Below are 17,746 nucleotides of genomic sequence, written 5' to 3' on the forward strand. Positions count from 1 at the left end.
CGAAGTCCGGGTACTTGGAACCGCTTGTTCGGGGTGTGTCGAGCATCTGCTCGCCCGGACATGTCACCAATCAGCCCAAAAAAAGGGTGATTGGCCGCAGTCCCGCCACCGGGGGAGCGATACCGTGCAGGCAACTCTCGTCATCCGACATTGAGGAGTTGCTGATATGAAAACTGTGCGCCTTGAAATTCATGATGTCCAGGAAGTTTCGATCCAGAAAATCTATTGCCCTGTCGAGCTGAATCGGCGTTTGTGCCCGATCGATAAGCGTGAGTGGGTTCCGAAGAACATCGGAATGCTTGCGCGTGTTCCGATCCCGGTCGCTCGATACAGAAATCGCTATTACGTTTTACAGGAAAGCGACTGGGTAAAAATCGCGGCGCTGCGCAAGGCTGGATTCAGCGATGAAGCCCTGTGTTGCCTGGTCGTGGGTGGGATCACGAAGACCGCCATGGAAACGATTTACGAGACCTCGTCGGAACTGCAAGCGGCTGCGGCGCCCCGGTACCCGGCGCACAGCCTGGCGGAGCATCTGCGTAGTAAACAGGAGCCACATGGAATTCGGGCGATTGAGCGCGGTTTTGGGTTCGCGCCGGGTGCCCTCGCGAAGAGCAAAATTCGTAAGGAATAGCGCGATGAATCCGGATTACGTGGATGAGCCGCATCCTGAAGCTGATCCGATGGGGGCAGTGGGCGATGCTCTGTCCCCGGTGCTCGCGGCGATCCCCGGTACCGACGCGACGCCGTCGGATCAGCGCAGCTGGGAGACGTTCGCCCGGCAGCTTCCGCTGCCCGAGGACGGCCGCGGACTGTGGGGCGAGGGCGTTGTTGACCGGCTCGAACGTCTCGTCGGTGCCATCGAGGTAACGGTACCCGAGGCCGTGGAGCGAGCAACCGCGCAGGCGTGGCTCCAGGCGGCTCGCACGTCGCTCAAACTGCTGCAAGCGGCGCAGCGCCGCGAGCCGCCGGATCCGGCTTGCGAGAGTCCGCGGGCTCACGGGATTTACCGGAGCGCGCCGGTCTACGCCGCGCTTCTGGAGAACCCGGCGCATATCTGGGATCCGGATTACCTTGCGCTGGCGCACGTCTGGTGGCGGTTTCGGGTCTTCCGAGGGTCCGTCAAAGGGCAGCGGCGCTATCAGGTGGTGAAGGAGTGGCGATACTCGGCCGCCCCGGAGCTCGCCAAGAACCAAGAGGTCGTAGACGCGTTACGGCAAGCTGCCCACGGCGGCAGCTCGGAGGATGTCGGCCATGAGCTGTTGCGAATCGCCGAGGATGGGGGCGTGCCGCAGGCGCTCGAAGAGCGTTTGAAGAGTCTGGGATGCTTCCTCGCTTACCCGCCAAGGACCCGCATGGGTCACTCGGGGCCGCGGTCGCGTGCCGGTCTGGCCTCGCCCAGGCGTTTCATGATCTGACCGAGGCGTGGATGGCGTGGATTGGCTGGCAGGATGCGGGGCAGGGCGCTTTGCCGCTGATCCAGCCGGGCGCGGGCCAGGCCGCCATCGGTTCCGAGCACGCCCCGGGGATGGACGAGGTCCGGGCGTTTGCGACGGGGCTCCAGAGAGCGCTCCGGCGGGATGCGCGCACCCTGGGGCGCCCTCGTGGTTCGAGCGAAGATGCCAACCTGGTCGGCAAGCGTTTGCTACGGGACGCGGCGCTGTACGTTTGGCTGCAGGCGGCGCTGAGCACCGCGGCCCGCGGCGTCGTGCATCCGGCTCCACGCCGCTACGGGCGAAGCGACTTTCATCCGCTGGCGCTGATCGCTGACAAGAGCGGCCACAGCACCTGGTTCAAGCGCGAGAATCCGAGTGGGTCGCCGATCGCGAGGGCGGGCGCATCGAGTTCGACAGCTATTGCGTCCTACTCGGTGGCCTCACCCTGGCGCTCGGTCTGGACCGGATTCAGACACTCGACCCGCCGCGCGGGCAGCCACAGGCCTGGTTACACGCCGCGTGGGTGTGGCTCGGTCTTCCGAAAAAGGTGTCGCAGCAGGGGATCACAAAACACTGGCGGGACCTGGCGCGGCGGCATCACAGCGACTTGGTGGTGCACTACTGGCGTGGCGAACGTTCGATGACCCCGCTGGATGCGCGGGCGCGCAGCCGCGATCAATATGCCGACCTGGGAAGCGTTGCATGCGTGGCTGGCCCCGCGCGATCCCACCGGGGTCTATCGCCTGATGCTCGATCTGATGCTGCTCCTCGGGCTCCGCGAACGCGAGGTCGCAAGCCGAGTCCCCAATGTCCGCTATCGCGTCACCGTGGACGGGGACCCCCGCACGCCCTGGGAGGGGCTGGTGAGCGGGGTGGTGTGGTTGTGGGCTTGGTTGCAGGATGCTCCACCGCGGTAGCCGGACGGTGGCCCCCAAAAGGGCACCTCAGGATGCGCTGCGCAGCGCCTCCGGCGGCTCGGGCAGATCCTTCCACACCCGCCACGGCATGCGGCTGCTGGGGAACAGGATTACCCACACCGTCAGCAGGATCACCTCGAAGTAGACGCGCAGGGATTGGTTGCGGACGTACCATCGCTCCAGATCCGCCTTGTAGGGGATAATCGTCTCCCGATAGAAGGTGTGGGGATCCTCCTGGTTGTCCAGGTAGCGCTCCTCGTCGCGAAAGACGATGGAGCCGATCCCGCTTAGCCCCGGCCGAACGCGGCCGATGTCCTGCTTCGCCGCCTCCGGGTACTGCGCGAAGGTATTGGGCACCTGAGGGCGCGGGCCGACGACGCTTAGGTCGCCCTTGAGGATGTTGATCAGCTGCGGCAGCTCGTTGAGCTTCGTCTTGCGCAGGAACTTGCCGAAGGGCAGGATCCGCGGATCCTCCTTGAGCGTGATCTCGCCGGGGCCGATGTTGGGGCTGTCCTTGAGCATGGTGGCGAACTTGAGCAGGGCGAAGTGCTCTCCGCCCCGGCCCACCCGGGTCTGCCGGTAGAAGATCTCCCCCTCGCCGGTCAGGCGGAGGATGAGCATGATCGGCAGCATCAACGGGGCGAGCACCACGATGGCCAGCCCCGAGAAGAGGACGTCGAAGAAGCGCTGCACGAAACCTCCTGTTCGTCTATCGCTGGCTGAACCGCTCCGGCGGCTCGAAGCCGATGTCATCCGGTTGCCGGCCCGCGGCGAAGAAGTCCCGGTACCACTGCACCGTGCGCTCAACGCCCTCGCGCCAGGGTACCTGTGGCTCGTAGCCAAGCTCCTCCCGGCACTTGGTCAGATCCGGGCAGCGGCGGCCTACGGAGCCGGGGTAGGTGGGGGCGTGCTCGTACTCCCCGGTGTAGCCCATCAGCTCGCCCACGGTGCGGGTCAGGGTCTCCAGGCTGATCTCCTCATCGTTGCCGACGTGGTAGATCTCGCCTGCGGCGGCCGGTGTCTCCATGGCGCGGACGGTGCCGTCCACCGAGTCGGTGATGTAGCAGAAGGCCCGGGTCTGGTCGGCGCCGTAGATCCGGAAGGGCTCGTCGGTCGGATGGTCCCAGAAGCGCTGGACGAGGTGCGGGATGACGTGACGAAAGCCCATGCAGGGGCCGAAGGCGTTCTGGTAGCGCACCACCGTGGCCTCGAATCCCGCCGCCGGTCCAGTGTGGAGGAACGCCGACTCGCCGAGCATCTTGGTCACCGCGTACGTCCAACGCGGGTGTTTCATGTCGCCGATGGTCAGCGGCACCGTCTCCGGCGTCGGGATGGGGGCATCGAACAGATCCGTGGTGGCGGCGTAGTTCTCGCTGCTTGAGGCGAAGACCACGCGCCCCACCTCGGCGCGCTGGAGCCACTCCAGGGTGTAGTGGGTGAGGGCCGTGTTCACCCGGATCACCTCTTCCGGGTGCTCCAGTGTTCGGTTCACGCCCACGATCGCCGCCATCATGTAGACGTGATCGTAGTGGCGGGCGAGCTTGTCGTAAGCGCGCGGGTCGGTGAAGTCGTCCTCGATGACCGTGAGCTCGGCCCGCTCGTCGGCATCGAAGTACTCCTCAAGCCGACCGCGGTAGCCTTTGTCGGCCAGCGTGATCGTGTAGCCGCCGTCGTCGAGCAGGCGGCGGGCGATGTTGATACCGATAAAACCGCCGCCGCCGAGGATGAGTACCTGAGTCACTTTTTTCTCCGCTTCGGGGTATTGGGAGGCTCACGTATCACCGATAGCCTCTGTAGGGTGCCCCGCGATCTCTTGATAAAGATCTTCATTAAAAACATGAACGGTTATTATTCTTTCAGCGGGGATCGCGATCATATAATTTAGACTTTGGCTTATAACTGATTCATCTTTTTTGATAAGGCCGTCAATCAGCGTGTTATACCTGTGATTCAAACAGAACGTTTGATCATCCCGATCTCTAGCAAACGTCAGCACTGCGGATACATAAAGGTTATGTTCGACCCCTAGAAAAAGTGACCACGCGCCGACCAAGACCAAGGCAGGCACTAGGGCATAAACCCCATAGGTCAAAGACGACAAATAAAGCCTATGCCCATTTTGCCTGGCAACGCGATACTTGTTGAGTATACACTTGCTGGCCAGAACATAGCCCGATGCCGCAATTGCCACCACTAATGCCGCAACTCCTCCTGTCACCGGTCTACCTATTTGGCCGGTTTTTCTTTTGTATGACGGTCATTTGCTCGATGGAGGTCTATGCCCGCGATTTTTTTTATCGCCTCCTGAAAATCCGGATCTTTAGCTGCCTCTTGCAAGCGAAGCCGGGCGACGCCGTCGCCCCGAATCACATAGAACTCCTTGATTCGATCCAAAAGGACATCTTCTTTTCTGTGCCCCATCATGGCCACCTATAAATTTTTAAAAAACCCATATCGAAACTACCACGACGCTAACAAGGTTTTCCTCTGGACCACAAGCACCTCCCGCCAGAGATTGTAGGGCACGGATGCACACAGTGAAAATCAGTGTTGATCCGTGTCCATCCGTGGCTCATAAAAGATCCCCCCGTCCGAGCACCTTCACGGTATGGCGCTCGCGCAGCCGCACGATCTGCTCCGCCGAGAGCACGCCGATGGTGTCGTAGATGAACAGGCCCTCCAAGGCCATCAGGGCGTCGATGGTCTCGGGCCGCTTGTAGAGCTGATGGCCGGTGGAGATGGCCACGACCTGCGGGTGCTCGGCCAGCGCAGCCTGAAGGTCCTGGTGCACTTCCCGCTCCTTCTCCGGCCAGTACGGCACGTAGGGGTCGTGGAGGGTCAGCCGGGCTCCGTCGGCCTGAAGGCAGTCGTAAAAAATGTCTCTATCAGGGGAAGCCTTGCGTCGTCTGATCAGGCACTGACTCCGCATCCCACTCCTCCAGGAACTCGCGACTCAGCACACCCTGGTTGATCAGCGCACGGGTTACCACCCAGGAGGAGACCTGGAAGTCGTTGGCAGCCTCCTCGATGGCATCTTCGGTTACCCCGTCAGCGAAAGCGTTGATGAGCGTCTCGGCAGGCGCCAAAAGCTCCGCTGCAAACGCCCGCTGCATTTTCTGCCGATACGTATAGGTACGAGTGGCCGGGAGCAGGCGCTCGCGGTAATCACTCATCAGCGAATCCCCGAGCAAGCGGGCCATTTCGAAGCGTCTCCCGGTTTGCCATCTTGAACGAAGGACAAGCCTTCGAAGGCCGGCGTCTTCGGCAATGTCGAAGGCGAGACCGGCATCCCCGGAATGCGCGCTGCTGGTTGTCGACGTTGCAGGCGCATCCGGGGCGACGCCGCAGAGTTCAGCGAGCTTCCGGTTCGACAGTGGGCCGTCGCCCAACCGCTCCTGATTCCGCAGCGCACGGGCAGTCTCAACACCCACTCGCCAGGCCGGGATGGCGGCACCTCTTTGAACCGGCGGTCGGTGGTCGAGCCGGACGCGGTCTGCAGTGCGGCCATGGAAGCCGTCCCGAGCGGCCAGCTCTTGAAGCGCGGCCCCCGTGATGGGGTGCGGAGAGCTATGGCCTGCGATTTCGTTGATCGCTTGTTCACCGAGGGTTTCTGCTTCGCTCAGAAGCTGGGTGACCCGATCGGGGTCGGCTTCATCGGGGTCGTAGCCAAGCCGTGCCTCAGTCTGGCGAAAGCGTGCGACCTCGGGGTCCAGTCGCTCGGCCGCAAGCTCTTCCCAGAGCGTGTGCAGGTCCGTTTTCCGGCTGTCGCGGTCTTCCAATTGACTCAGCACGTATGAGACGAACCGGTCGATGCCTTCCTGGTAGTCGAAGGTGGGCATCACGGCTGCCTGGTCCGCAATGTAGGTGAGCGGGCCGGGCTGTCTCGCAGGTGTTGGCCGTGCGCGGATCACAACCCGCTCGCCGTCGGAGTAGATGGTAATGGGGGGCCACATCCACCCGCCGCCGATACCGGTCATCTGATGGGCCTGACGCCACTGGAGCGTCCTGAAATGCCCCTGGCGGGGTGGCTCGTACGCAAGGCGCCACCAATTCCAGGCGAACCACTCCGCGAGGCTGTTTGCGGGCAGGATGGCGTACGTGCGCACCTGATCGGTCTCCCGATCTTCGGCGCGGATCAGGTCCAGGGTGTTCACTTGCAAAGAGACCCTTGCCAGGGTCACCCGGTCTGCCGGGTGGCACGCCCCGCGTGGCGCCCCCTCACCTCGTTCAGGCAGCCAGTCCGGGGAGATGTTCAGGGTCATTGGTTCCGCCGCCTCCATTCCGCCCGAACGGCCTGCACAAAGGGGTCGTGCTGCTGCATCGGGTAACCGTGGTATTCACCGAGCACCTGATTGCTCAACTGCGCTTCGTAGACGTTTCCGCTCGCGTCCACTGCCCAGACCGTTTTCGGCCAACCACCGTGGAACTAATTACTCACCATACCGGACGAGAGGGCCGCTTTCAGCAACTCAAGGGCCTGGTTCTGCGTATGCACTGGCCAACCGTCACACTGCGTTTTGTCTTCCCGCGGGCGCGGCGGGGCTGCCATTCCGTAATCGCCGGGAGACCGCTTGTGGTATGGACTCCCGACGTAGCGCACGCGGTCGGCCAACGCGTCGCCATCCTTGCGCGACCACTGTTCCGGCGGCAACAACGCCGCTTTGCTTTTCCGCTTGGTTCGTTGTTGGGGCCGTTTCATGGCGTTTGCGCCTTACAAATCCCCTCTCCCCAACACCTTCACGGTATGCCGCTCGCGCAGCCGCACGATCTGCTCCACCGAGAGCACGCCGATGGTGTCGTAGATGAACAGGTCCTCCAAGGCCATCAGGGCGTCGATGGTCTCGGGCCGCTTGTAGAGCTGATGGCCGGTGGAGATCGCCACGACTTGCGGCTGCTCACCCAGCGCGGCCTGGAGATCCTGATGCACCTCGCGCTCCTTCTCCGGCCAGTACGGCACGTACGGGTCGTGGAGGGTCAGCTCGGCGCCGTCGGCCTGCAGGCAGTCGTAGAAGAGGTCCACGGGGCTGAAGCGCGTGTCACCGACCTCGCCGCGGTAGGAGACGCCGAGCAGCAGCACGCGAGCGCCGTTGAGCGAGCCGTGCTGCTCGCGCAAGAACTCGTAGGCGTAGACCGGCATGCGGTCGTTGACGGCCACGGCGCGCTCGCTATGGTGCAGGCCCTCGTCGGCGCCGAAGAGCTCGCGGCGGGACCAGCTCGCCAGCAGTGGATCCTTGGTCAGGCAGTACCCGCCGACGCCGATGCCCGGGTACATCAGGTTGGCGTGGGTCGGGCGCTCGCGGATAGCGTTGACCACCCCGTAGAGATCGACCCCGGCCTCCTCGGCGAAGCGCGACCACTCGACGACGAACGCGATGTTCATGGCCCGGTAGGCGTTCTCCAGGACCTTAGCCATCTCCGTGGCGTTGGTGCTCCCCAGCCGTGTGAGCGGGCACTGGTCGGTGTCAATAATGGTCTTGAGGAACGCCTCGGTGGCGTCGGCGCTCTTCTCGTCAATGCCGGCGTAGACCCGCGGGAAGGTGCGGATGGAATCGACGTAGTTGGGGCCGGGCATCACCCGCTCGTAGGAGTGGCCGAGCTTGAAGCGGTCCGTGCGCAGGCCGCGCCGGGCGAGCTCCTCCTCCAGGATGGGGCGTACCACCTTCTGACAGGTCCCCGGCGGCACCGTGGTCTCGACGAGCACCAGGACATCCTCCTTGCATTGCTCGCCGATGGCGCGCATGGCCTTGCGGAAGCCGGTCAGGTCAACGTCGTAGTCACTGAGCTGCCCCCAAGCCTCGGTGTCCTTGGCCACGTCGAGGTTGATATCGACGATGATGACGTCCGCCACCGCGTAGGCGTAGGGATCGTAGGTGGCGTAGAAATTCCCTTGCTCTTGAGCCCGGTTGAAGAACTCTTCGATCTTCGGGTCTTCCGCCGTCAGCGGGAAGATCCCCTCGTTCAGCGACTGGATCCGCCAGTAGGCCTCGGGGGTCGGCAAATCGAGGCCCAGCACGGCGTAGTCGCGCCCGAGGGCGTTGGCGCACACCAGGGACATGACGGCGCCGACGAAGCCCAGGCCTTGGACGGCGACCACTGGCTTCGAGCGGTTCCCGGAGAGGAAGGCGTCGATCCCCGCTTGGTCGTCCGGCTCCGTCGGGATCGTGTACTGCTTGCCCGTGATGGGGCTAACGGAAATTGTCATGGGCACGGATCGCTGCGTTGCGGTGAGCAGATAGGTCGTACTGGCGCATCAATGGCATCGGCTTCGCTCAACGACGGGCTTGTTCCAGATGCCAGGCCACCGTACGTGATAACGCGTCATAGCTAGAGAACCTGGGCTGGAACCCGGCCTCACGGATGCGGCTACTGTCGAAGTTCGTGGCCGTGCAGAACTTGCGGATGCGCGCTGCAGTGATCGGAAGGTCGCGGCCGATACGGTCCGCGATCCAGTCGAGTGCGCGGGCGGGAGGTTCGATAAGGCCAAGCGGGAGCCGTGGCAGCGGGGTACGCATGCCCAACTCGGACCGAATGAAATCGATCATCTCGCGCGTGGTCAAGCGCGGTTCGTCAATGTAGTTGTAGGCCTTGATGCCACCGTGCTTGAGGTCGTCGTACAGCCACAGCGCTGCGTCCACGGTGTTGTGCAGGTAGGAGGTGGTCTTGATCTCAGAGCCGTTGCCGATCATTACGAACCGGTGGCGACGGATAGCCTCGATCAAGCGGTAGAGGTTCGTGTTTGGAGGCTGATGCTCAGAGAAGACTGCTGATGGGCGAATTGTGCGAACCGTCCACCCCTCCTGCTCTGCTGCCTCATGCAACTCCTGTTCAGCCATCGCTTTGGTGATGCCGTAGTCCGTGTCCGCGTTAAAGGGCGCGTCCTCATCGATCCCGGAATGGCTTGGACCGAAGACCCCCACTGTACTGAAGTTGACCCACTTGGTCACTCCGGCTCTTTTGGCGGCCTCGATAAGGTTTTTGGTGGCTTGGACGTTGTCCCGATGATACCCGTTATAGTCGAGGCCCCAGTCAGTTCGGGCGGCTGCGAGGTGGAAAAGGACCTCTGTTTCCGTAAGCGCATCGGTTATTTTGTCGATTTCATCGGGTTTTGATAGATCAGTAAGAACTGTTGATTCGCTCTTGTGGCGAGACTCGTTATGCCCTCGGTCGATCCCAGTTAAAAGGAGACCCCGCTTAGTGAGCTCGCGTGCGAGTTCCCGCCCTATGTAGCCGTCGCAGCCGGTGAGTGCTACTTTTCTTATGGGTTCCATGCCGTACTACCGTTTTTCTATCGAGCGTGTTTGTAGAGTAACTTTCTGGCAGGAGGGGGCGTTGTACGTAAGGCCAGCCGCGTCGCAGAGACGAAAATAAAATCGCGCCACGTCAGAAAACCGATCGACCTTTGGTAGCGGAAAAGCTTGATCTCGTGGGCTAGGTAGTCCATACCTCTTCGGTCCTGGAGACCCGACCCCGCGCGCATGCGGACAAGCGGTTCGTCAAGGTTAGCTAGCTTATAGCCGTTTTGCAGAAGCAGGCTAACGAGCGCCCAGTCTTGTAATTTTCGAAAGTTGGGGTATCCGCCGATCTCCTTGATATGCTGGAGACGGAATATTGCGGCAGGGTGGCTTATTGGGTTCCTTTTTTTTGCGAAACGCTTTATGTCGGCGTGCGCTGTTGGAAGTTTTCTTGTCGTCTCTGACGTGTCTTCTTCGTTTTCAAACTCTTCAACAAGTCCGCTGCTTAGAGAGATGTGACTGTTCTCAGTCATAAACGAGACTTGCTTTTCAAAACGTTCAGGTAATGATATATCGTCAGCGTCCATGCGTGCGACCAAGCTGTTCCGGCAGTACGCTAAGCCTTCGTTTAGCGCAGCGCCGAGGCCTTGGTTTTGTTCAAGTCTTACAACCTCAAGGTGGCCTTGGCATGCCTCGACCCAAGATCCCAGCGTGAAATCAAGTTCGTGCCCGAGTGGTCCATCAGCAACCACCACGATTTGGTCGGGTTTATGGGTCTGCTCGTGCCAAATACTTTCTAAAGCACGGGAAAGCTGATCCGGCTTGTCTTTGTCGCAGACCGCGATTAGTACCGAAAGTTCCATTAAAAGCCTATTTGTAATTTGTCGCTACCGGTGTTCTAGATTAAGAAAAATAGGAATCGGAAAGCAGCGATTTAACGGTGTGTCGTTGTCTTTTGACTCTTGCGCCTTAAGATGACACAGACATGAGAATATTGGGGTAAATACAAGTGTGGCTCGGGGTGATTGGCATGCAACGCCTCGTTGTATTTAGTAATGGTTCTGCGTGGCAGAAGCGGCAAGGTCAATTTTGTATAAGCGGCGAGAACCTTCGCATACGTTATCAATAAAAACCGCTTGGCCGTCGGGTGAAAAGCGAGGGTGGAGATCACAGCGTTGTGGACCAGCGTACTGGAAGCCGTGGAAAAAAGCGCCCAAGTGCTCAACGCTTCCGGTATCCAAATCGAGTAGTCGCAGGTGCTGTAGGCGCGCCTTATCGGGATACGAGTCGGTGATCACCCGGCGACTGTTCACAGAGGGATGGCCGTCACCGAGGTCGTCCAGTTTGCGCTCCGTAAGCGGTTGTAGATGGCCGGATCGGTCGAGCCAGTAGTAGCCGTCTGTCCCATCTCGGGCCCGCATGTAGCCGATAAGCCAGTCAGCGTCGTACCAGACAAGATGGCTCACCATGCCAGTGTCTACGAGGAGGGTAAGGGAGCCGGTCGCAAGGTCTAGCAGCCAGAGACTGTCGTGCCGCCGCCCGTGCTCGAAAACCCGATAGAGAAAAACACAGTGCTGGCCCAAGGGGTCCAGCATGGGATGGTTGACCTTGTGCTGATCCCCCTGGTATCCGAACTCCTCTGCAAGCAACGACAGCGAGACGGCAAGGTAGGGGGCGGTGCCGTCAAGAGGCACGACCCATAGTCCGTCCTCCTGGTCTGAGGGCATCGGGATCTGGGCATGGTTCGAGCGAGCGAAGTAACCGTAGTCAGGGCGCAGTTGCGCGAGCCTCTCGAAGTTGATGGAAACCGCAAGTCCGGATTGGGCCGAGGCGTCGTAGACGGGTTTGCTTAAATCACGCAGCCAGCGCCCGTCGTTATTGCGCAGCCGCGTGACGTAGCAATGCGCGGAGGTGTCGAAGTCGTTGTAAAAGAAGGTTTGCGCATCGACCCACTGGAGCCGGGCCCCTTGCTGCCAATTGAAGGCGCGCGTGGGCCAGCGGCTAAGTGGGTTGCCTTCGTGATCCGCGAGTACGATGTCGATGGCGGAGGCGCACCAAGGGGGGCGGGCAGTATCCGCGTTGGTCTCGTGCCAGAGCAGACGCCGGCTATCCGGTGACGCCGGACTGTGATCGTAATAACCGAAGAAAGAGGCTGAATCGGGACGTCCCAGGGACTGGATGGGGTATGGGCACGAGCGGTGGAAATTGGGCCGGTTCAGCATATACGACCACCTTTGCCAGGCCGCCTTAGCGGCAGCCTTAGCTCGTGGAGCGCTCGTAAGGAGCCGCGCGATGCGACGTTCTAAGACGTTGAACTGCGTCATGAGTTGGGCTCTTGCTGGACCAAATCTTCGTAGAGAGCCATGTACTGCTGTGCTGTCGCCCTAGCAGAAAAGTGCTGCTCTGCAGCCTGCCGAGCAGCGTGACGTCGTTCGGGGAGATGAGGATCCGATGCGGCAGTCTGGAGGGCTTCAGCCCAAGCGTCTGTACCTTGCTCTGGCACCAGGCGTACCGCCTCTCCAGCGTACTCTGCGATCTCTCGATGAGCCGGTATGTCGCTGAGTAGTGCCGGGACGCCGCATGCCAGAGATTCTAGAACAGCATTTGGCAGGCCCTCACTGCGCGACGTGCTCACGAACCAAGAAGCGGTTTGGTAGTAAGGAAGAGGGTCGTCGACGGCACCAGTCAAACAAACGCCGGAGTGATCGGCCTCGGAGGCAAGCTGGTTGATGAGCGGCCCATCCCCGAGCATGGAGATATGGGGACATGTTGGCCCGAAATCCTCGCGGGGGAACGCCTGCTGGAAAGCGTCCAGCATTAGGTTCGGTTCTTTGCGAGGGATGAGTGATCCAACCCAAACAAAACCGGGTCGCTCGTTCGGTACGTCTTCGGCAGGCCGGTAGTAGTCGGTGTCGACGCCGTTGCGAATGGCCTGCGCTGCCATGCCGTACTGTCGAGCGTATAAACGGGCTAGCTCTGAAGAGCATGTTACCGGCTCGTGAACGCGTCGTATGGCACGCAGGTGCCACCAGGCAAGCGCTCGGCCGGGGAGTGCCCCGAAGCGGGAAGGGTAGTCTTGGACCGGATCATTGCGCAGAGTGGCAAGGTGGCACCACTGCCCAGTCAGGCTCGAGACCCAGCTATCAGGGCGCACGCCGTTCGTATGGACGACCTGGGGATTGATGTCGTTGAGAATCCGATAAAGCCTGCTTGGGCCATGGCCGATGGCTGATAGCCGGCCTAGATTAAGCGCATGCACTTTTACATCAGAAGGAATCTGGGAGCGCATGGACCGAGTGGTGCGTTCAGGTGATAAAATAACCAGATGAGCTTTGAAGCGCCCACGGTCAAGGTTGGTTAACAAGTGGAGCAGCTGTTTGGTCGGTCCAGATGGTGGCAAGCTTGATACAATGTATGACACTTTTATCATGGAATCGAGGGGTCAGCTTCTAATGATCGGGAGTGGTTCAAATTGGTATGGTTTAGTCCTCCGAAGATCTCCTTCAACTTAAGGGCGATATCTGGATGCGGAGACGCGGAGAGCATGATCACGGGGATAAGATATCCTAAAGCATCGTCTGGAAACTATAAAACCTTGTAGTAACAGCTACGCAACGTTTTTGGTCCAATCAGGGGGTTTTTGGTAAAAAAATAATAAGTTATTTCCTTGTGCGCGCGACGGAAAAGCTTGACCAGGAGGTTTAAGTCGCTTCCACGCGTTAACGGCGTACGAGAATCGTCGCAAGAATCGGCGCTCACGCCTACAATAGGATTTTCTAGAAAGTTCTGTTTTGCCCTCTTGTGCAAAAGCCTACGAAAATAAATGTCTGTCCCATGCCAGCCTGTTAGTCGCTCATCATATCCGCCTACGTTCCAGTACAAACTCCTTTGCATAGAAAATGTGTTTACGTGGGGGTGTACGTCGTCGACTCCTTTTTTGCGAGGAAAACTATAAAAAACATCCTCTTTCGGCGGGTTTTTTAAAACTTCATGGATGGTTTCGCAGGGTATTAGGTGGTCAATATCTGTCAAAAGTAGCGTCGCGCCATTCGCTTCATAAGCGCCGATATTTCTCGCAGCGTGTTGGTTCCATGGTTTATCGTATTTTATGCGGTAAATTGTGACGTTGGTTTTTGCTTTTAGGGTCTGTGGGGGTTGAGGGGCGAGTTCCTGCGACCCATCATCTATAATTATGATTTCAATTTTTTGCAGTATTTCGTTATCACATGCTAAAAAATTATGATAGTGGCGCTGAAGTGTAATAGGATTGTTATAGTAGGTCAATATTATTGACAGCGCGCAGCTTTTCTCTTGTTTTTCCATTTTATGCGACCTGTGAATAAAGGTTTCGAGCGATGAGGTGTTATCTGCTGCAAAAGAGGTCCTTTAGCTGGTTATTAGCATTTCCGTACGCACATCTCAGTTATCTTGAGCCTGCATGGGGTACTTGACACCGCAGGCGGAGTCTAAGCTGTACTGCCTAGATGTTGCCATGAAAGCTTTCATAGCTACAATTAGTGCAATGATCGGTATGTAAGCGGTTGTTATGTCGTGTGACGTTTGCCACTGCAGAAAGATGGTCAGTGTAGAAGCGAGGAGCATATAATGAATGGCTGAGGGATTATGATGGAAGGCGCGGACGCCAATTAAATATACTGATAATAAAATAAATAGTATAAAAAAGAAAAGCCCAATTAGTCCAGTAGAGACGGCAACATCGAGAAACAGGTTGTGTGGATAAAACTCGTGATATCGTGAAATCCCGAGGCCTTGTCCAAGTAGTGGGGCTTCCCAAAATTCATTGAGCCAGAACGAGTATATCTGCAGCCTGGGTTCGTCCTCAATGGCTTGGAAGCCTCGTTCTAGTCGTTCTAATTGGGTAATCGTTATTCCGTGATTGAGGAGAAGCAGTGTAATAAAAGTTAAGCCGGCAGCCGTTAGAAAAAGTTGTAGTGTGCTTTTTACAAGCCTTTTTTGCGCAAAAGCATAAAGAAAGGCTACGAAGGCTAACGACAAAAATGGCAAAATTAGTCCGCTTCGCGATAGGGTATAAAACAAGGCCACAAGGAAAAGGGTTGAGAGAAGCGAGAAAACGAGTCTTGCAAAAAGGGAATGAGTGGTTATGAGCCCTGTTAATGCTGCTGAAAGAGCGACACCAATAGGTAGGGAAACATGTAAGTAGTGACCTCGTTCAAAGCCAAAGATAAGATAATAAAGTGCAATTAGTGCCCCCCATGAAACCAGTAAGAAAACAATAAAAGTAGAGCATCGGCGGTCAATGTCTAGAAATATGGTTAGTAGGGGGGTGAAACAGGTTAAAAAAAGCTGAACTAGTAGTGTTAAAGTGTAGTGGTCGCGTCCCCAGATAATGGACGCAAAGGAAAAAATAGTAAAGAGGAAATAGAAAAAGAGGACGACTGCCGCATCGTGTTTTATATTCTTTTTGTATAAAGAGGTGAGGGCAGCAAAAGCGAGGAGGCATAATGCCGCTATGTTTACTGCTTCGCTGTTATAGAAGAGTTTAATACTGGGTATGTTTAGTGTGGCGCACACAGCGAGAGCTGTACTGCTTTGTTTTAACAATGCGTGTGAAAAAAAGGTTGGCGACATTTGTGGCGCTCGAAGGAATGCGTCGTGAAGGCCCCAAAAGCCATGGTCAGCCAGATTGCATGACGGGCAGGTCGTGTCGTAATGCGTGCGAGATGCGTTGTTTTAGCCCCCGCGTGAGGAGCGGTTTTTCAAAACAAATAAGCAAGGCTCGTTGCCTGGTTGGTGGGTCGTCGAGTGGACGCTGAACGGAATGCCGGAGCGCCGAGAGTGAGGCAAATAACCTAAAGAATGAGACAGCGTATGTAGCGGCAGGAGCCCTTTTCGCGTTATACCCTAAATAGGTCGAGAGATTCGCCTAAGAGGTCAGGTCTTACGGTAATCAGCCCTCGGCCTTAGCCAGCGGCGATGACTGAAAGTTGTGCGCGATCTTCATAATTAACGTTCTGGCCCGCGCCTGCCAGGAATAGACATTTATGAGCTCGCTTTGAGCCTCAGCGGCCAGCCGGCTTCCTACCTCGGGGTGGTCCGCCAAGTAGCGGAGGGCCTCTGCCCAGTCCTCCGCTCGGTCATGGCGACAAACAAGCATGTTTACGTTGTGGTGGGCAATGTCTTGAAGCACGGGGACGTCAGAGCAGATGATTGGGCGGCCGGAGGCCATGTATTCAAAGAGCTTCAATGGCGACGTCCACTCACCAATGTCTGTGGATCCGCCGCCGATGTGTACACAAGGCTGGTTCGGGAGCAGTAGAGTATCGAAAGCAAGCAGATATGTGGGTACATCTTTATGCGGAATATAGCCATGTAGTTTGAGATTTGAGGGGAGGTTCTTGTCTCGTCTCCAGCGTTCGAGGTCGCATTCCGTGCCGCCAACTATGTGGAAGTCAAACTCTGGGACAAGCTCGGCAACTTCAGCGACAAGCTCCGCGCCTTTGCCGTGGTACAGGTGGCCGACGTAAGCGATTTGGGGGCGTTCACCTTTAAAGGTCAGGCTCACGGGTTCCAAATTAGGGTCGATGGGGTCGGCACCGTCAGGAGCAACGATTATATGGTCTTTCAAGAAGGGCCAAGCTGACTCATAATGTTTTCGTAAGGTGTCGGTTATAACGATGAGCGCTTTAAAAGCCGGCAGGCGGAATAGTAATCCAAGCGCAAAAGCAACAAGTGGCCTGCCCTGCTCGTTAGGCATATGGAGCTCGAGCGCGGTTGGATAACCCCTTAATGCAGAAAATAGGCAGCCAAGTGGGTTGCGACCATAAACGAGAGTAGGTTTTGAGCGTAAAGCCTTATAAGCGCTTACGAATGCATAATAGTATGATCCGCCCGGGTGCGTAGACAATGTCGTGTAATTTATCGAAAACGTGCGCTCGACCCCATAATAAATGAAGGGATCCTGTGGTTGATCAGGCTCGATCTTTTTTGGGTAAGTAGCGTATAGTGTTGTATCGTGCCCTGCTGTTCCGAGCGCTTGGCACATCTTCATCACATGGATGCTGTTGGCGGAGCGCGAGGGTACGCAGGCGCGCGAGAGGTAGGCAATACGCAACGCAGTCCACTCCTTAGTCTATCGGTCTCGGCTGTTCGAGTGCGCGGGCGCCACGCTGGCAAGGATTCGCTCCACCCGCTGCACCATGGCATCGACCGAGAAGGTATCGCGTGCAAAAGCGCGGGCGCGCTGCCCTACCGCATTACAATGGTCAGGCCGCGTCGCCCAATCGGCCACCTGCCCGACAAACGTATCCACCTCACCATCGGCAACGGCCCCCAACCCCTCCTCGACGATGTACCCACAAGGATCGAACTCAAGGCTTACGGATGGCCGCCCCTGCATCCACGCCTGGATGAATACGTTGGGGAAGCCCTCCGGCTGGCAGGTATGGACATGGAGGCGGCTTCCGGCCAGCAGGCCGTTGACCTCGGTCGGAGTGCGCGGGCCCAGGTAGTGGAAGTTGGGCGGGACATAGTCCGGGTCGGTCAACCACCCATAGTCATCAGATTGGATGTGGCCAACCATCAGCGCGTCGATGCCGTGGTCGGCCAGGGCCCGGGCGGCCTCGACAAACAGCTCGGGCCGCTTGGCCGGCTTGATGTTCGCGACCCAGGCAACATAGGGGCGGGGCCACTCGAAAGGCTCGGCCTCCGCGCTCATGCCGTTGGGGACGTAGTGGGCGTCGGCCACCGGCGACAAGCCGAGCTGATCCCGATTATTGGTGGTCAGGGCGTGCACGTGGCGAAAACCGCCACGGTTCCAGCGCCGGCGCACCAACTGGCGCAGCTTGGGGACGACCCCTTTGCTGGGGCGGTGCCACACCCACGGCATGACATCGTTGATGTGGGACACCGCGAACACCATCGGGATACCCGCTCGTCCCAAACCCTTGGCCACAGCACGGAAGTGATTGAGGTTGTACCGCCAGTACACCACCTCTGGTTGGCTTTCCAGGACGGCACCGAGGATCTTGCTCGGTTCCTGGACAGGCCGAAGCCCATAAGGCGTGGCGACATCGATGGACTGCTTCACCGGGGCCACATAGGTCACGGCATGGCCCCGCTCCACCAGACCGCGCGCCAATAGGTCGCACTGGATCTCGCTGCCACCCACGTTCTGGCTCATGTG

Annotated in this window: 19 protein-coding genes; 3 read left to right on the forward strand and 16 right to left on the reverse strand. The window is 58.5% G+C overall.

Translation table 11 applies throughout. The features are described 5' to 3' along the window. Nucleotides 1-166: 166 nt before the first annotated feature. The 3 genes from HH1059_RS01935 to HH1059_RS01950 all read left to right on the forward strand — a co-directional run bounded on the left by HH1059_RS01935 (nt 167) and on the right by HH1059_RS01950 (nt 2,350). Nucleotides 167-631 carry a hypothetical protein gene (locus tag HH1059_RS01935; RefSeq protein WP_096407654.1) on the forward strand — a complete coding sequence of 155 codons (465 nt, stop codon included), beginning with the start codon at nt 167-169 and terminating at the stop codon, nt 629-631. Between the two features lie 4 nt (nt 632-635). Then, nucleotides 636-1,415 carry a hypothetical protein gene (locus HH1059_RS01940; RefSeq protein ID WP_096407657.1) on the forward strand — a complete coding sequence of 260 codons (780 nt, stop codon included), beginning with the start codon at nt 636-638 and terminating at the stop codon, nt 1,413-1,415. 671 nt (nt 1,416-2,086) lie between these two features. Beyond that, entirely contained in the window at nt 2,087-2,350 is a 264-nt protein-coding gene (locus tag HH1059_RS01950; RefSeq protein WP_096407662.1) for a hypothetical protein, read from the forward strand. A gap of 27 nt (nt 2,351-2,377) precedes the next feature. On the opposite strand, the gene HH1059_RS01955 is transcribed toward HH1059_RS01950, so the two are convergent. The 16 genes from HH1059_RS01955 to HH1059_RS02030 all read right to left on the reverse strand — a co-directional run bounded on the left by HH1059_RS01955 (nt 2,378) and on the right by HH1059_RS02030 (nt 17,743). Next, the gene (locus HH1059_RS01955; RefSeq protein ID WP_096407664.1) at nt 2,378-3,043 is read right to left on the reverse strand and encodes a sugar transferase; all 666 of its coding nucleotides are present in this window, start codon (nt 3,041-3,043) and stop codon (nt 2,378-2,380) included. 16 nt (nt 3,044-3,059) lie between these two features. Continuing rightward, entirely contained in the window at nt 3,060-4,091 is a 1,032-nt protein-coding gene (locus HH1059_RS01960) for an NAD-dependent epimerase/dehydratase family protein (RefSeq protein WP_096407667.1), read from the reverse strand. Nucleotides 4,092-4,121: 30 nt separating this feature from the next. Beyond that, nucleotides 4,122-4,568 carry a hypothetical protein gene (locus HH1059_RS01965; protein ID WP_162549297.1) on the reverse strand — a complete coding sequence of 149 codons (447 nt, stop codon included), beginning with the start codon at nt 4,566-4,568 and terminating at the stop codon, nt 4,122-4,124. A gap of 8 nt (nt 4,569-4,576) precedes the next feature. Next, nucleotides 4,577-4,744: a hypothetical protein gene (locus HH1059_RS01970; RefSeq protein ID WP_162549298.1), complete on the reverse strand. Its 168-nt coding sequence runs from the start codon at nt 4,742-4,744 to the stop codon at nt 4,577-4,579. Nucleotides 4,745-4,922: 178 nt separating this feature from the next. Further along, nucleotides 4,923-5,141, reverse strand: coding sequence for a hypothetical protein (locus HH1059_RS13065; protein ID WP_162549299.1), 219 nt, complete (start codon nt 5,139-5,141; stop codon nt 4,923-4,925). Nucleotides 5,142-5,235: 94 nt separating this feature from the next. After that, nucleotides 5,236-6,612 (reverse strand): ImmA/IrrE family metallo-endopeptidase, encoded by a 1,377-nt coding sequence (locus tag HH1059_RS01980; RefSeq protein WP_162549300.1) that lies wholly within the window; start codon nt 6,610-6,612, stop codon nt 5,236-5,238. Beyond that, entirely contained in the window at nt 6,609-6,743 is a 135-nt protein-coding gene (locus HH1059_RS13895; RefSeq protein WP_275951847.1) for a hypothetical protein, read from the reverse strand. Before HH1059_RS13895 ends, HH1059_RS01980 begins: the two co-directional genes overlap by 4 nt. A gap of 318 nt (nt 6,744-7,061) precedes the next feature. Then, on the reverse strand, nt 7,062-8,552 hold the full coding sequence (locus HH1059_RS01990; RefSeq protein ID WP_096407680.1) for a nucleotide sugar dehydrogenase: 1,491 nt from the start codon (nt 8,550-8,552) through the stop codon (nt 7,062-7,064). A 67-nt stretch (nt 8,553-8,619) separates the two neighbouring features. Next, the gene (locus HH1059_RS01995) at nt 8,620-9,618 is read right to left on the reverse strand and encodes an NAD-dependent epimerase/dehydratase family protein (protein WP_096407682.1); all 999 of its coding nucleotides are present in this window, start codon (nt 9,616-9,618) and stop codon (nt 8,620-8,622) included. 17 nt (nt 9,619-9,635) lie between these two features. After that, entirely contained in the window at nt 9,636-10,445 is an 810-nt protein-coding gene (locus HH1059_RS02000) for a glycosyltransferase (protein ID WP_096407685.1), read from the reverse strand. Nucleotides 10,446-10,631: 186 nt separating this feature from the next. Beyond that, the gene (locus HH1059_RS02005) at nt 10,632-11,906 is read right to left on the reverse strand and encodes a TolB family protein (protein ID WP_162549301.1); all 1,275 of its coding nucleotides are present in this window, start codon (nt 11,904-11,906) and stop codon (nt 10,632-10,634) included. After that, nucleotides 11,903-13,012 carry a glycosyltransferase gene (locus tag HH1059_RS02010; RefSeq protein WP_096407690.1) on the reverse strand — a complete coding sequence of 370 codons (1,110 nt, stop codon included), beginning with the start codon at nt 13,010-13,012 and terminating at the stop codon, nt 11,903-11,905. The genes HH1059_RS02005 and HH1059_RS02010 overlap by 4 nt, the downstream gene beginning before the upstream one ends. Before the next feature lie 155 nt (nt 13,013-13,167). Beyond that, nucleotides 13,168-13,905, reverse strand: coding sequence for a glycosyltransferase family A protein (locus HH1059_RS02015; RefSeq protein ID WP_096407692.1), 738 nt, complete (start codon nt 13,903-13,905; stop codon nt 13,168-13,170). A 96-nt stretch (nt 13,906-14,001) separates the two neighbouring features. Next, nucleotides 14,002-15,192 (reverse strand): O-antigen ligase family protein, encoded by a 1,191-nt coding sequence (locus HH1059_RS02020; RefSeq protein WP_096407695.1) that lies wholly within the window; start codon nt 15,190-15,192, stop codon nt 14,002-14,004. Nucleotides 15,193-15,511: 319 nt separating this feature from the next. Next, the gene (locus HH1059_RS02025; RefSeq protein WP_109962852.1) at nt 15,512-16,675 is read right to left on the reverse strand and encodes a glycosyltransferase; all 1,164 of its coding nucleotides are present in this window, start codon (nt 16,673-16,675) and stop codon (nt 15,512-15,514) included. Nucleotides 16,676-16,693: 18 nt separating this feature from the next. Further along, nucleotides 16,694-17,743 (reverse strand): glycosyltransferase family 4 protein, encoded by a 1,050-nt coding sequence (locus HH1059_RS02030; protein WP_231901996.1) that lies wholly within the window; start codon nt 17,741-17,743, stop codon nt 16,694-16,696. Between the last annotated feature and the right edge of the window lie 3 nt (nt 17,744-17,746).

It is taken from the genome of Halorhodospira halochloris (assembly GCF_002356555.2).
Lineage (GTDB): Bacteria > Pseudomonadota > Gammaproteobacteria > Nitrococcales > Halorhodospiraceae > Halorhodospira > Halorhodospira halochloris.

What these genes read in the sequence shown, in the direction of transcription:
- HH1059_RS01990 (WP_096407680.1), bottom strand. Translation starts at nt 8,552, where the DNA reads ATGACAATTTCCGTTAGCCCCATCACGGGCAAGCAGTACACGATCCCG.
- HH1059_RS02010 (WP_096407690.1), bottom strand. Translation starts at nt 13,012, where the DNA reads ATGATAAAAGTGTCATACATTGTATCAAGCTTGCCACCATCTGGACCG.
- HH1059_RS02030 (WP_231901996.1), bottom strand. Translation starts at nt 17,743, where the DNA reads ATGAGCCAGAACGTGGGTGGCAGCGAGATCCAGTGCGACCTATTGGCG.
- HH1059_RS02015 (WP_096407692.1), bottom strand. Translation starts at nt 13,905, where the DNA reads ATGGAAAAACAAGAGAAAAGCTGCGCGCTGTCAATAATATTGACCTAC.
- HH1059_RS02000 (WP_096407685.1), bottom strand. Translation starts at nt 10,445, where the DNA reads ATGGAACTTTCGGTACTAATCGCGGTCTGCGACAAAGACAAGCCGGAT.
- HH1059_RS02020 (WP_096407695.1), bottom strand. Translation starts at nt 15,192, where the DNA reads ATGTCGCCAACCTTTTTTTCACACGCATTGTTAAAACAAAGCAGTACA.
- HH1059_RS01995 (WP_096407682.1), bottom strand. Translation starts at nt 9,618, where the DNA reads ATGGAACCCATAAGAAAAGTAGCACTCACCGGCTGCGACGGCTACATA.
- HH1059_RS01980 (WP_162549300.1), bottom strand. Translation starts at nt 6,612, where the DNA reads ATGACCCTGAACATCTCCCCGGACTGGCTGCCTGAACGAGGTGAGGGG.
- HH1059_RS01940 (WP_096407657.1), top strand. Translation starts at nt 636, where the DNA reads ATGAATCCGGATTACGTGGATGAGCCGCATCCTGAAGCTGATCCGATG.
- HH1059_RS02005 (WP_162549301.1), bottom strand. Translation starts at nt 11,906, where the DNA reads ATGACGCAGTTCAACGTCTTAGAACGTCGCATCGCGCGGCTCCTTACG.
- HH1059_RS01935 (WP_096407654.1), top strand. Translation starts at nt 167, where the DNA reads ATGAAAACTGTGCGCCTTGAAATTCATGATGTCCAGGAAGTTTCGATC.
- HH1059_RS01950 (WP_096407662.1), top strand. Translation starts at nt 2,087, where the DNA reads ATGCGCGGGCGCGCAGCCGCGATCAATATGCCGACCTGGGAAGCGTTG.